The following is a 13,508-nucleotide window of genomic DNA, read 5'->3' as shown; positions in this document are numbered from 1 at the left end:
TGGGTCATTTCTTGCTGGCGGAAAGTGCGGCCGCGAGCGCGTCGAGCTGGCCGGCCATCCATTGCTGGAAGGTCTTGCCGGCCGGCTGCGTCTCGGTGACGCTCACGCTCGGCACGCCGCCGTCGCGCGCGACCTTCAGCAGGCGCTTGGTCATCGGCGCTTCGGCCTGGCTGTTGTAGATCAGCACGCGCACCTGCTGCTTGCGCAGGTCGTTCTCGAACGCGGCGACGTCCTGTGCGCTGGCTTCGGTGTCGTTCATCGTCGCGAGCTGGAAGCGCTGGTTGCGCATGTCGAGGCCGATCGCGTCGGACATGTAGCCGAACACCGGCTCGGTGGCCGTCACCGGCACGCCCTTGTACCGCGCGCGCAGCGCGGCGATCTTGTCGTCGACAGGCTTGAGCGACGCGACGAACTTCTGCAGGTTCGCGCCGTAGTCGGCCTTGTTCGCCGGATCGGCGCGGCCGAGCTCGGCCGCGATCGCGCGCGCGGCGGCCGGCATGGTCGCCGGGTCGTACCACAGGTGCGGGTTGTCGCCGGCCTTCCTGCCGACCAGATCGGCGACGACGATCGTCGCGCGCTTCGCCTGCTTCGACGCGCCGAGCAGCTTGCCCATCCACGGATCGTAGTCCGCGCCGTTGTAGATCACGACCTGCGCATGCTGCAGCGCGCGCGCGGTCTTCGGGCTCGCTTCGAACAGGTGCGGATCCTGGTCGGGACTGCTGAGGATGCTGGTGACCGCGACATGGTGGCCGCCGATCTGCGATGCGACGTCACCATAGAAATTCTCCGCGGCGACGACGTTGACGGTCGCGGCCTGCGCGAACGCGGGCGCCGCGATCGACAGCACGGCGACCGCGGCGGCCAGCAGGCGGGCAAGCGGCAGGGCGCGCCGCGGCGCGCGCTTCAGGGCAATGGACATGAAACTCCTCGTTGGAAAGGGCGGCGCCGTGCGCGGCGCGATGCGGCGTCAGCGTTGCGCGGGCTTGCCCTTGCAGTGCCCGCACAGGCCGTTCAGCTCGACGACCTGGTGGTGGACTTCGAACCCGTGCGCAGGCTCGCTCGCGGACAACTGTTTCGCGAGGTCGCTGCCCGGAATCTCGACGGTCTCGCCGCACGCATCGCAGATCAGGAACTGGCCTTCGTGCGGCACGCCGATCTCGCAGCACGCGAAGAACGCGTTCTTCGATTCGATCCGGTGGATGAAACCGTGCTCGACGAGGAAATCCAGCGCGCGATAGACGGTCGTGGGCGGCACACGGCCGCGCTGCGGCTCGAGCTCGGCGAGCAGGTCGTACGCGCCGATCGGGCGCAGCGCGGCCAGCACGTGTTCGTAGACCTGGCGGCGCAGCGGCGTCCACGCGAGCCCGTGCTCGGCGGCGAATGCGTCGGCCCGGGACAGCCGGGCGTCGATGGGCGATGAGGTGGCCATGGCGTGGAGCAGGCGATAAAACGAAGTATGGCGATGATATAACGTATCTTCCCGCCGTGCAGCCCGAATTCCGCCCCGCGCACACGCTTCGTCCCCTTCATCGCCGTGTCAGCCGCGCCGCACCCGGCGCGCGGCGCCTTATCGGGATTGGCGCGCGGGTCCGTAACCGATGTCGCCGTGCCGCAGCGCATCATCGAAAGCCGCCGTGTCGCCTTGACAGCGCGAATCGCGTATCCGATCATTCGATCAACAACAGAGCAATTGATCGGCCGGCGAGCGTTCGCTCACCTCGCGGCCTTCGTGCAGCAGAACGAACCGGAGACAACCCGTGAGACTGGAAGACAAGGTCGCGATCCTGACGGGCGCGGCAAGCGGCATCGGCGAAGCGGTCGCGCAACGCTATCTGGACGAGGGCGCGCGCTGCGTGCTGGTCGACGTGAAGCCGGCGGGCGGTTCGCTCGCGCGGCTGATCGAGGCGCATCCCGGCCGTGCGGTGGCCGTCACCGCGGACGTCACGCGCCGTGACGACATCGCGCGCGTCGTCGCGACGGCCGTCGAGCGCTTCGGCGGCATCGACATCCTGTTCAACAACGCGGCGCTGTTCGACATGCGCCCGATCCTCGACGAATCCTGGGACGTGTTCGACCGGCTGTTCGCGGTCAACGTGAAAGGGCTGTTCTTCCTGATGCAGGCGGTTGCGCAGCGGATGGTCGAGCAGGGCCGCGGCGGCAAGATCGTCAACATGTCGTCGCAGGCCGGGCGTCGCGGCGAGGCGCTCGTTTCGCACTACTGCGCGACCAAGGCCGCGGTGATCAGCTACACGCAGTCGGCCGCGCTCGCGCTCGCGCCGCACCGCATCAACGTGAACGGCATCGCGCCGGGCGTGGTCGACACGCCGATGTGGGAGCAGGTCGATGCGCTGTTCGCGCGCTACGAGCATCGCCCGCTCGGCGAGAAGAAGCGGCTCGTCGGCGAAGCCGTGCCGCTCGGCCGGATGGGCGTGCCGGGCGACCTGACGGGCGCCGCGCTGTTCCTCGCGTCGGCCGACGCCGATTACATCACCGCCCAGACGCTGAACGTCGACGGCGGCAACTGGATGAGCTGATATGGCGCCGCTCGCACGCGCAACCTGCCGGCCGGCCCGCGACGCAGCGGCCGCCGTCGAACGAGGGCTCGCCTGATGGCCGAGATCGTCGTCGCCGGCGAACTGCTGGCCGAATTCGTCGCCGCCGGGCGCGGCCAGGGTTTCGACACGCCGGGCCTGTTCGCGGGTCCGTTCCCGAGCGGTGCGCCGGCGATCTTCGCCGACCAGGCCGCGCGGCTCGGCGCGCGCGTCGCGTATGCGGGCTGCGTCGGCCGTGATGCGTTCGGCGACGCGATCGTCGCGCGGCTCGAGCGCGACGGCGTCGACGTCGCGCGCATCCGCCGCGTCGCACGTCCGACCGGCACCGCGTTCGTCGCGTATCGCGACGACGGTTCGCGCAGCTTCGTGTTCAGCCTGTCCACCAGCGCGGCCGCGTGCGTCGACGCATCCGACGTCGACACCGCGATGTTCGACGGCTGCCGCTACTTCCACGTGATGGGCTCGTCGCTGACGAGCGACTCGGCGATCGCGGCGGTGCAGCGCGGCGTGATCGAGGCGGCGCGCGTCGGCGCGAAGGTGTCGTTCGACCCGAACGTGCGGCCCGAGATGCTGAGCTTCCGGCCGATGCGCGCGGCGCTCGATGCGATGCTCGCCGCGTGTCACCTGTTCCTGCCGAGCGAGGCCGACCTGCCGTTTTTCTGCGGGCCGCAGCCCGCCGAGCGTGCGATCGCGGGGCTGCTCGCGACGCATCCGCTGCTCGAGCGCGTCGTGCTCAAGCGCGGTGCGGCCGGCAGCGTCGCGTTCGACCGTGCGAGCCGCGTCGACGCGCCGGCCTGGCCGGTCGACGAACTCGATCCGACCGGCGCCGGCGACTGCTTCGGCGGCACGCTGGTCGCGAGCCTCGTCGCCGGCCTGCCGATCGATCTCGCGCTGCGCCGCGCGAACGCGGCCGGCGCGATCGCGGTCACGCGGCGCGGCCCGATGGAGGGCAACAGCAGCGCGGCCGAGATCGACCGCTTCCTGACCGAACGAGGTGTCGCATGTCCGGCCTGACGACGATTGCCGAGCGTCCGCGCGCCGCGCACGCGCAAACCGTGCTGCGGATGATCTTCGACGCGAACCGCGCGGATGCGCAGCGCGGCATCTATTCGATCTGCAGCGCGCACCGGCTGGTGCTGGAGGCCGCGTGCGAAGCCGCGCGCGCGGACGGCTCGCCGCTCCTGATCGAGGCGACCTGCAACCAGGTGAACCACCTCGGCGGCTACACGGGCATGACGCCCGCCGATTTCCGGCGCGACGTCGATGCGATCGCGCAGCGCTGCGGGCTCGCGCCGTCGGCGCTGGTGCTCGGCGGTGACCACCTGGGCCCGAACCCGTGGCGGCACCGCCGCGCGGCCGACGCGATGCGCGAAGCGGCTGCGATGGTCGCCGCGTATGTCGAGGCCGGCTTCGAGAAGATCCACCTCGATGCGAGCATGGCGTGCGCCGACGACCCGGCGCGGCTCGACGATCGCACGATCGCCGCGCGCGCGGCCGAGCTGTGCCGCGCGGCCGAACACGCGGCGGCGCGCACCGGCGTCGCGCCGGTCTACGTGATCGGCACCGAGGTGCCGACGCCGGGCGGCGAAGTGGCGGGCGACACGGGCGGCGACGCGATCGCGCGGATCGCGGTCACGCGCGGCGACAGCATCGCCGCGACGCTCGACGCGCACCGCGACGCTTTCTCCGCGGCCGGGCTCGACGACGCATGGACGCGCGTGGTCGCGATCGTCGCGCAGCCGGGCGTCGACTTCGACGACCGCCACGTGCTCGACTACGACAGCGCGAAGGCCGCGTCGCTCGGCGCGAGCATTCTGCGCACGCCGCGCCTCGTGTTCGAAGCGCATTCGACCGACTACCAGACCGAAGGCGCGCTTGCCGCGCTCGTGCGCGACCACTTCGCGGTGCTGAAGGTCGGCCCCGCGCTGACCTTCGCGCTGCGCGAGGCGCTGTTCGCGCTCACCTTCATCGAGGACGCGCTGATCGACGACGTCGCGCAGCGCTCGCGCTTGCGCGACGTGGTCGACGCCGCGATGCGCGCGCAGCCCGAGCACTGGGCGCCGTACTACCGCGGCGACGAAACCGAGCAGCGGCTCGCGCGCCAGTTCAGCTACAGCGACCGGATCCGCTACTACTGGCTGCAGCCGGCCGTCGCGGCGGCGGTCGAGCAGCTGTTCGACAACCTCGCGCGGCAGCCGGTGCCCGAGACGCTCGTCGCGCAGTGGCTGCCGGACGTGTACGCGGCGTGCCGCGCGGGCGGTCTCGCGAAGGAACCGCGCGCGTGGGTGCGCCACCGGATACGCGACGTGATCGCGCACTATGCGCGCGCGTGCGGGATGCAGCGGCCGGCGTGACGGGCCGCAACGGAAACGACGCAACACGACACACGCAACACCGACGACAGTTCGAACAATCACAGGAGACATGCCATGCAACGAAAGATGCTCGATGCCGCCGTACGCTGCTTCGCCGGAGCCGCGCTCGCGACGGCCGCGTGCGCGGCGTCCGCCGGCACGCTGACGATCGCGACGCTGAACAACCCGGACATGATCGAGTTGAAGAAGCTGTCGCCGGCGTTCGAGAAGGCGAACCCCGACATCAAGCTGAACTGGGTGATCCTCGAGGAGAACGTGCTGCGCCAGCGCGCGACCACCGACATCACGACCGGCAGCGGCCAGTTCGACGTGATGGCGATCGGCACCTACGAGACGCCGCAGTGGGGCAAGCGCGGCTGGCTCGCGCCGATGACGGGGCTGCCCGCCGACTACGACCTGAACGACATCGTGAAGACCGCGCGCGACAGCCTGTCGTACAACGGCCAGCTCTTTGCGCTGCCGTTCTACGTCGAGAGCTCGATGACGTTCTACCGCAAGGACCTGTTCGCGGCGAAGGGGCTCAAGATGCCCGACCAGCCGACCTACGACCAGATCGCCGAGTTCGCGGACAAGCTCACCGACAAGGCGAAGGGCACCTACGGGATCTGCCTGCGCGGCAAGGCCGGCTGGGGCGAGAACATGGCGTACGTGTCGACGGTCGTGAACACGTTCGGCGGGCGCTGGTTCGACGAGAACTGGAACGCGCAGCTGACGTCGCCGGAATGGAAGAAGGCGATCAATTTCTACGTGAACCTGCTGAAGAAGAACGGGCCGCCGGGAGCGAGCTCCAACGGCTTCAACGAGAACCTGACCCTGACCGCATCGGGCAAGTGCGCGATGTGGATCGATGCGACGGTCGCGGCCGGGATGCTCTATAACAAACAGCAGTCGCAGGTCGCCGACCGGATCGGGTTCGCGGCCGCGCCGGTCGCCGCCACGCCGAAGGGCTCGCACTGGCTGTGGGCGTGGGCGCTGGCCGTGCCGAAGACGTCGAAGCAGCAGGACGCCGCGCGCAAGTTCATCGCGTGGGCGACGTCGAAGCAGTACATCGAGATGGCCGGCAAGGACGAGGGCTGGGCGTCGGTGCCGCCGGGCACGCGCACGTCGACCTACCAGCGTGCCGAGTACAAGGCCGCCGCGCCGTTCTCGGAGTTCGTGCTGAAGGCGATCGAGACGGCCGACCCGAACGATCCGTCGCTGAAGAAGGTGCCGTACACGGGCGTGCAGTACGTCGGGATTCCCGAATTCCAGTCGTTCGGCACGGTGGTCGGCCAGTCGATCGCGGGCGCGGTGGCCGGCCAGATGACGGTCGACCAGGCGCTCGCCGCCGGGCAGGCCGCCGCCGACCGCGCGGTCCGGCAGGCCGGCTACAGGAAGTAACGCGGCCCGCACCGTGCGCGCGCGCACGGTGCGCGTCGCCGAAGCAGACAGGCGGGCCGCCCGTGCGCGCCCGCGCCTCAACCGGAGGGACTCCGATCATGCGTCATTTGCGTCTTCCCCTGAGCCACGCGTCGTCGGTCGGCGATGCGTCGTCGCCGCCGGGCGCGCCGCGCCGCGCGCGCGGCGGCGCCAGCTGGCTCGTGTCGCCGTCCGTGGCGGTGCTGCTGCTGTGGATGTCGATTCCGCTCGCGATGACGATCTGGTATTCGTTCTCGCGCTACAACCTGCTGAACCCGGACGTGAAGGGCTTCGCCGGATTCGACAACTACCGCTTCCTCGCGACCGATCCGTCGTTCCTGCCCGCGATCTGGCACACGCTCGTGCTGATCGGCGCGGTGCTCGCGATCACGGTGGTCGGCGGCGTGCTGATGGCCGTGCTGTTCGACCGCAAGTTCTACGGGCAGGGCGTCGCGCGCCTGCTCGCGATCGCGCCGTTCTTCGTGATGCCGACGGTGGCCGCGCTGATCTGGAAGAACATGATCCTGCACCCGGTGTACGGGCTCGTCGCGAACGCGATGCGCGCGCTCGGGATGACACCGGTCGACTGGTTCGCCGATTACCCGCTCACCGCCGTGATCATGATCGTCGCGTGGCAGTGGCTGCCGTTCGCGTTCCTGATCCTGTTCACCGCGATCCAGTCGCTCGACCAGGAACAGAAGGAAGCCGCGCGCATCGACGGCGCCGGCCCGATCGCGATGTTCTTCTACATCACGCTGCCGCACCTGAAGCGCGCGATCGCCGTGGTCGTGATGATGGAGACGATCTTCCTGCTGTCGATCTTCGCGGAGATCTACACGACCACCGGCGGCGGCCCGGGCGATGCCACGACCAACCTGTCGTACCTGATCTACGCGCTCGGCCTGCAGCAGTTCGACGTCGGCCTCGCGTCCGCGGGCGGGATCATCGCCGTCGTGGTCGCGAACGTCGTGTCGTTCTTCCTGGTGCGGATGCTCGCGCGCAACCTGAAGGGGGAATACGAAAAATGAGCGACCTGACCTTCGAAGGCCGGCGCACGCCGGCCGTGTTCGACCTCGTGCGGCGCGCGCTGCCCGGCGCGCTCGCGTGGCTGCTCGCGCTGCTGCTGTTCTTCCCGATCTTCTGGATGGCGATCACCGCGTTCAAGACGGAGCAGCAGGCGTATGCGTCGACGCTGTTCTTCATGCCGACGCTCGACAGCTTCCGCGAGGTGTTCGCGCGCAGCAACTACTTCGCGTTCGCATGGAATTCGGTGCTGATCTCGGCGGGCGTCACGGTGATCTCGCTGCTGTTCGCGGTGCCGGCCGCGTACGCGATGGCGTTCTTCCCGAACCACCGCACGCAGAAGGTGCTGCTGTGGATGCTGTCGACCAAGATGATGCCGTCGGTCGGCGTGCTGGTGCCGATCTACCTGCTGTGGAAGAACGCGGGGCTGCTCGATAGCGTATCGGGCCTCGTGATCGTGTACACGCTGATCAACCTGCCGATCGCGGTGTGGATGACCTTCACGTATTTCAACGAGATCCCGAAGGACATCCTCGAAGCGGGACGCATCGACGGCGCGTCGACGTGGCAGGAGATCGTCTACCTGCTGATGCCGATGGCGCTGCCGGGGCTCGCGTCCACCGCGCTCCTGCTCGTGATCCTGTCGTGGAACGAGGCGTTCTGGAGCATCAACCTGTCGAGCTCGAACGCCGCGCCGCTGACCGTGTTCATCGCGTCGTACTCGAGCCCCGAAGGGCTGTTCTGGGCGAAGCTGTCCGCGGCGTCCCTGCTCGCGGTCGCGCCGATCCTGATCGTCGGCTGGCTGTCGCAGAAGCAGCTCGTGCGCGGGCTCACGTTCGGGGCGGTCAAATGAGCGCGGCCGGCCATGGGGTGAACGTGCTGATCTGCGATTGCGACGGCGTGCTGATCGACAGCGAGGCGGTTGCCGCCGACGTGATCGTGCGCGAGCTCGACGCGCGCTGGCCGGGCGTCGATGCGCGTCCGGCGGTGATGCCGCTGCTCGGGCTGCGCATCGAGCGCGTGCTGGCCGGCGCGAGCGAGGCCGTCGGCCGCACGCTGACGGACGACGACGTCGACGCGATCCGCCGCGCGGTCGAAGCGGCGGCCGTCAACGCGCCGATGGTCGACGGCATCGATGCGGCGCTCGCGGCGATCAGCCTGACGACGGCATGCGCGAGCAACAGCTACCGCGCCTATGTCGCGGCGGCGCTCGCGCGCACCGGCCTCGCGCGCTTCTTCGGCGACCGGCTGTTCTGCGCGGACGCCGTCGCGCGGCCGAAGCCCGCGCCCGACGTGTATCTGGCGGCCGCGCACGCGCTCGGCGCGGTGCCCGCGCAATGCCTCGTCGTCGAGGACAGCGTGACTGGCATCACCGCGGCCGCGGCGGCCGGCATGACCGTGCTCGGCTTCGTCGGCGGCGGGCATGCGTCGGCCGCGCAGATCGACGCGCTGCGCGGGATCGGCGCGCGTCACGTATTCGACGACATGCACGAGCTGCCCGGCTACGTCGCGCGCTGGCAGGCGACGGGCGCCGTGCTGCCGAACTAGCAACAAACGATTGCGCGTCGCGTCGAACGCGGCGCATCACGAACGAACGGAGACAGATCATGGCAAGCGTGCTCCTGCGCAACATCGCGAAGCGCTACGACGACACCGAAGTGCTGCGCAACGTGAACCTCGACATCGCCGACGGCGAATTCGTCGTGTTCGTCGGGCCGAGCGGCTGCGGCAAATCCACGCTGATGCGGATGATCGCCGGGCTCGAGGACATCTCGAGCGGCGACCTGCTGATCGACGGCGCGAAGGTCAACGACGTGCCGAGCGCGAAGCGCGGCATCGCGATGGTGTTCCAGTCGTATGCGCTGTACCCGCACATGACGCTGTACGACAACATGGCGTTCGGCCTGAAGCTCGCGGGCGCGAAGAAGCCCGAGATCGACCAGGCGGTGAAGCAGGCCGCGAAGATCCTGCACATCGATCACCTGCTCGACCGCAAGCCGAAGCAGTTGTCGGGCGGCCAGCGGCAGCGCGTCGCGATCGGCCGCGCGATCACCCGCAAGCCGAAGGTGTTCCTGTTCGACGAGCCGTTGTCGAACCTCGACGCGGCGCTGCGCGTGAAGATGCGGCTGGAATTCGCGCGGCTGCACGACGAGCTGAAGACGACGATGATCTACGTGACGCACGACCAGGTCGAGGCGATGACGCTCGCCGACAAGATCGTCGTGCTGTCGGGCGGCGCGGTGCAGCAGGTCGGCACGCCGAACGCGCTGTATCACGCGCCGGCCAACCAGTTCGTCGCGGGCTTCATCGGCTCGCCGAAGATGAACTTCCTGAAGGGCACGGTCGAGTCAGCCGATGCGACCGGCGTGCTGGTGCGCTTCGACAGCGGCGAGACGCAGCGCGTCGCGGTCGATGCGGCGGGGCTGCAGCGCGGCGCGGCCGTGACCGTCGGCGTGCGGCCCGAGCATCTGCTGGTGGGGCAGGCGGCGACCGGCGTCGCCGCGCGGACGATGGCCGTCGAATCGCTTGGCGACGCCGCGTATCTGTATGCGGAGTCGGCCGTCGCGCCGGACGGGCTGATCGCGCGGATTCCGCCGCTCGACACGTACCGCACGGGCGAGGCGCTGCACGTGCATGCGCAGGCCGAGCACTGTCATCTGTTCGACGAGCACGGGCAGGCGTTGCGGCGGCTGAGCGCGCATGCGAAGGCCGCGTGACGGCCGGAAGCGGTCAGAAGCGCAGGTGCGCGGCCATGAAGTCGACGAATGCGCGCAGCTTCGGCGTCGGATGGCGGCCTGACGGCCACAGCACGTAGATCGGCGTGCAACTCGCGACGTGTTCGTCGAGCACCGCGCACAGCGTGCCGTCGTCGAGCGCGTCGCGCACGAAGAACTCGGGCAGGCACGCGATGCCGAGCCCGCGCAGCGTGAAGCACAGGCGCGCTTCCGCGCTGTTGCTGACCATCGCGACGGGCACCTCGGGCGGCGTGCCCGAGCGCGGCGCGCGCAGCGGCCAGGTTTCGAGCTTGCCGCTGCTCGGGAAGCGATAGTGCAGGCAGCGGTGCAGCGCGAGATCGGCCGGCGTGCGCGGCGTTCCATGCCGTGCGAGGTAGTCGGGCGACGCGACGAGGTGCTGGCGGAAATGGCGGAGCAGCCGCGACGACAGTCGTGAATCCGACGGCTGGCCGGTGCGCAGCACCGCGTCGAAACCTTCCTCGACGACGTCGACGAGCCGGTCGCTGAAGTCGATGTCGAGTTCGATCTCCGGATAGGCAGCCATGAAATCGGCGAGCACCGGCAGCAGCAGCGTGCCGATCGTCGGCAGGCTCACGCGCAGGCGCCCGCGCGGCGCTTCGGCGCTGTGCGTCAGCTCCTGCTCGGCCGCGTCGATCTCGGCGATCACGCGCCGGCATCGCTCCAGGAAGCGCGTGCCTTCTGCCGTCAGCGTGATGCTGCGCGTGCTGCGGTGAAACAGCCGCACGTTCAGCCGGGCCTCGAGCCGCGCGATGCGTTTGCCGATCGCGGATGCCGACAGCCCGAGCGCGCGGCCGGCCGCGACGAAACTGCGCGTTTCCGCGACCTGGACGAACACGACGAAGCCGCCAAGATTTTCCATACAGGTTCCCAATTGCGGACATCGATGTCCGGAGTGTCCGGAACTCTAACCCGGTTTTTCTTCTTGCGCCGGCTCCCTACGATGGGCGTTCCTTCACTGTTCGAGGTCACGCCATGTCATCCCTGCCTGTCACCGCCCACCGCGCAGAACCGGACGCCGCGCTGCCCGAGCGCCTCGACGCCGTGCTCGATCGCGCGCTGGCCGAGGCGCGTCTGGTCGGCGCGGTCGTGCTGGTCGCCCGCGACGGCGAACTTCGCTATGCGCGCTCGGCCGGTCTCGCCGATCGCGAGGCCGGCACGCCGATGCGGGAGGACACGCTGTTCCGGCTCGCGTCGGTGTCGAAGCCGATCGTGACGGCCGCCGCGATGCGGCTGGTCGCGGCAGGCCGTATCGGGCTCGACGAGCCGGTCGCGCGCTGGTTGCCGGCGTTCGAGCCGACGCTGGCGGACGGCACGCGCGCCGGCATCACGTTGCGTCATCTGCTGTCGCATACGGCCGGGCTCGGCTACCGCTTCCTCGAAGCCGACGGCGACGGCCCGTATGCGCGCGCCGGCGTGTCCGACGGCATGGACCGCGCGGGCCTGTCGCTCGTGGAGAACGTGCGGCGCATCGCCGGCGTGCCGCTGCGGTTCGCGCCCGGCACGTCGTGGGACTACTCGCTCGCGATCGACGTGGTCGGCGCGCTGATCGAGGCGCTCGACGGCCGGCCGCTCGCCGAGGCCGTGGCCGCGCTCGTCACCACGCCGCTCGGGATGACCGACACGGCATTCTTCGCGCACGACGCCGCGCGCTTCGCGACGCCGTACGTGAGCACACCGGGCGCGCCGCGCCGGATGACCGACGACGATCTCGTCCCGGTGTACGACGGCACGGTCGGCATCCGCTTCGCGCCGGCGCGCGCGTTCGATGCGGCCGCATGGCCGTCGGGCGGCGCGGGGATGGTCGGCACCGCGCGCGACTGCATGACGCTGCTCGATACGCTGCGCACCGGCCGCGACGACTGGCTCGCGCGCCGCTGGATCGACGAGATGTCGCGCGTGCAGCCGGGGGCGCACGACCTGCAGGACGCGCCGGGATTCGGCTTCGGGCTCGGCTTTTCGGTGCTGCGCGATCCGGCGGCCGCGCAGTCGCCGGAGTCGGTCGGCACGTGGCGCTGGGGCGGCGCGTACGGGCATGCGTGGTTCGTCGACCGCGCGGCCGGGCTGACGGTCGTGGCACTGACCAATACGTTGTACGAAGGGATGCACGGGCGCTTCGTCACCGACGTGCGCGATGCGGTGTACGGCGTCGACGAACGGAGCGCGACATGAGCGAGTGCATACCCGCTTCCGCTTCCGCCTCCGTCTCCGACCGGGCGTCCGGCCTGTCCGCACCGGTGCGCGAACGCCTGCCGGTCGCGAACCTGCTGGCGCTCGCCACCGCCGGTTTCATCACGATCCTCACCGAGGCGTTGCCCGCCGGCCTGCTGCCGTTGATGAGCGTCGACCTGCGCGTGACCGAGGCGCTGATCGGCCAGCTCGTGACCGTCTATGCGCTCGGCTCGATCGTCGCGGCGATTCCGCTCGTCGCCGCGACGCGCGCGATGCGCCGGCGCCGGCTGCTGCTCGCGGCGCTCGCCGGCTTCGTCGTGTCGAATGCGTTGACGGCGGCGTCGCCGTACTACGCGCTCACGCTCGCCGCCCGTTTCGTCGCGGGCGTGTCGGCCGGGCTGCTGTGGGCGTTGCTGGCCGGCTATGCGAGCCGGATGGTCGACGCATCGCTGCGCGGCCGGGCGATCGCGGTCGCGATGCTCGGCGCGCCGGTCGCGATGTCGATCGGCATTCCGGCCGGCACCGCGCTCGGTGCGTTGTTCGGCTGGCGCATCGCGTTCGCGGGCATCACGATCGCGGCGCTCGCGCTGATCGGCTGGATCCGGCTGCGCGTGCCCGACTATCCGGGGCAGCGGGCCGGCGCGCGCGAGCCGGTGCTCGGCGTGTTCGCGCTGCCCGGCGTGCGGCCGGTGCTGGTCGTGATGTTCGCGTACGTGCTCGCGCACAACATGCTGTACACGTACGTCGCGCCGTTCCTCGCGGGCGTGCGGATGGGCGCGCAGGTCGACGCGGTGCTGCTCGTGTTCGGCGTCGCGTCGCTGGTCGGCATCGCGCTGACGGGCGCATGGATCGGCGCCGCGCAGCGGCGGCTGACGCTCGCGAGCATCGCGCTGTTCGCGCTCGCGGCGGCGATGCTCGGCGCCGGATCCGGAATGGCGATCGTCTATGCGGGTGTCGCGCTGTGGGGGCTCGCGTTCGGCGGCGCGCCGACGCTGTTCCAGACGGCCGCCGCGAACGCGGCCGGCGACGCGGCCGATGTCGTGCAGTCGATGCTCGTGACGGTGTGGAACCTCGCGATCGCGGGCGGCGGCATCGCGGGCGGGATGCTGCTCGGCGCGACGGGCGCGGGGGCGATTCCGTGGGTGCTCGTCGCGCTGCTGACGGCGGCGTGGCTCGGCGCGTGGCGCGCGCGCCGGCATGCGTTTCCGGCACCGCGCGCGGCCGCGGCCGTGTAA

The 13,508-nt window shown here is 70.3% G+C and carries 13 protein-coding genes; 10 read left to right on the top strand and 3 right to left on the bottom strand.

The features are described from left to right. Positions 1-4: 4 nt before the first annotated feature. Together DIE22_RS08945 and DIE22_RS08940 are read right to left on the bottom strand one after the other, a co-directional pair. Positions 5-919: a metal ABC transporter solute-binding protein, Zn/Mn family gene (locus tag DIE22_RS08945; RefSeq protein ID WP_124604904.1), complete on the bottom strand. Its 915-nt coding sequence runs from the start codon at positions 917-919 to the stop codon at positions 5-7. A gap of 48 nt (positions 920-967) precedes the next feature. Continuing rightward, positions 968-1,429, bottom strand: a complete 462-nt coding sequence (locus DIE22_RS08940; protein ID WP_124499760.1) for a Fur family transcriptional regulator — start codon at positions 1,427-1,429, stop codon at positions 968-970. 328 nt (positions 1,430-1,757) lie between these two features. On the opposite strand from DIE22_RS08940, the gene DIE22_RS08935 reads away from it, so the two are divergent. From DIE22_RS08935 to DIE22_RS08900, 8 genes are all read left to right on the top strand, one after another. Then, positions 1,758-2,534 carry an L-iditol 2-dehydrogenase gene (locus DIE22_RS08935; protein WP_124604903.1) on the top strand — a complete coding sequence of 259 codons (777 nt, stop codon included), beginning with the start codon at positions 1,758-1,760 and terminating at the stop codon, positions 2,532-2,534. Between the two features lie 75 nt (positions 2,535-2,609). Next, positions 2,610-3,566: a sugar kinase gene (locus DIE22_RS08930; RefSeq protein ID WP_124499762.1), complete on the top strand. Its 957-nt coding sequence runs from the start codon at positions 2,610-2,612 to the stop codon at positions 3,564-3,566. Continuing rightward, the gene (locus tag DIE22_RS08925) at positions 3,554-4,906 is read left to right on the top strand and encodes a D-tagatose-bisphosphate aldolase, class II, non-catalytic subunit (RefSeq protein ID WP_124604902.1); all 1,353 of its coding nucleotides are present in this window, start codon (positions 3,554-3,556) and stop codon (positions 4,904-4,906) included. The genes DIE22_RS08930 and DIE22_RS08925 overlap by 13 nt, the downstream gene beginning before the upstream one ends. Positions 4,907-4,981: 75 nt before the next feature. Continuing rightward, on the top strand, positions 4,982-6,307 hold the full coding sequence (locus DIE22_RS08920; RefSeq protein WP_124499764.1) for a sugar ABC transporter substrate-binding protein: 1,326 nt from the start codon (positions 4,982-4,984) through the stop codon (positions 6,305-6,307). Positions 6,308-6,405: 98 nt separating this feature from the next. Further along, a complete protein-coding gene (locus tag DIE22_RS08915) occupies positions 6,406-7,353 on the top strand; it encodes a carbohydrate ABC transporter permease (RefSeq protein WP_124499765.1) in 948 nt (315 codons plus the stop codon). After that, a complete protein-coding gene (locus DIE22_RS08910; protein WP_124604901.1) occupies positions 7,350-8,201 on the top strand; it encodes a carbohydrate ABC transporter permease in 852 nt (283 codons plus the stop codon). Before DIE22_RS08915 ends, DIE22_RS08910 begins: the two co-directional genes overlap by 4 nt. Continuing rightward, positions 8,198-8,896 carry an HAD family phosphatase gene (locus DIE22_RS08905; protein ID WP_124499767.1) on the top strand — a complete coding sequence of 233 codons (699 nt, stop codon included), beginning with the start codon at positions 8,198-8,200 and terminating at the stop codon, positions 8,894-8,896. The genes DIE22_RS08910 and DIE22_RS08905 overlap by 4 nt, the downstream gene beginning before the upstream one ends. A 59-nt stretch (positions 8,897-8,955) precedes the next feature. Next, entirely contained in the window at positions 8,956-10,065 is a 1,110-nt protein-coding gene (locus DIE22_RS08900) for an ABC transporter ATP-binding protein (RefSeq protein WP_124604900.1), read from the top strand. 13 nt (positions 10,066-10,078) lie between these two features. Here the strand turns inward: DIE22_RS08900 and DIE22_RS08895 are convergent, their stop codons facing one another. After that, on the bottom strand, positions 10,079-10,963 hold the full coding sequence (locus DIE22_RS08895; RefSeq protein ID WP_124604899.1) for a LysR family transcriptional regulator: 885 nt from the start codon (positions 10,961-10,963) through the stop codon (positions 10,079-10,081). 113 nt (positions 10,964-11,076) lie between these two features. On the opposite strand from DIE22_RS08895, the gene DIE22_RS08890 reads away from it, so the two are divergent. Both DIE22_RS08890 and DIE22_RS08885 read left to right on the top strand, forming a co-directional pair. After that, a complete protein-coding gene (locus DIE22_RS08890; protein ID WP_124604898.1) occupies positions 11,077-12,273 on the top strand; it encodes a serine hydrolase in 1,197 nt (398 codons plus the stop codon). Next, a complete protein-coding gene (locus tag DIE22_RS08885) occupies positions 12,270-13,508 on the top strand; it encodes an MFS transporter (RefSeq protein ID WP_124604897.1) in 1,239 nt (412 codons plus the stop codon). The genes DIE22_RS08890 and DIE22_RS08885 overlap by 4 nt, the downstream gene beginning before the upstream one ends.

Origin of the sequence: Burkholderia sp. Bp9142 (genome assembly GCF_003853415.1) — a bacterium.
In the GTDB taxonomy this organism is placed as follows: Bacteria; Pseudomonadota; Gammaproteobacteria; order Burkholderiales; family Burkholderiaceae; genus Burkholderia.
Note: the sequence above shows the minus strand (reverse complement) of the source record. Positions and strands in the feature narration are given on the sequence as shown.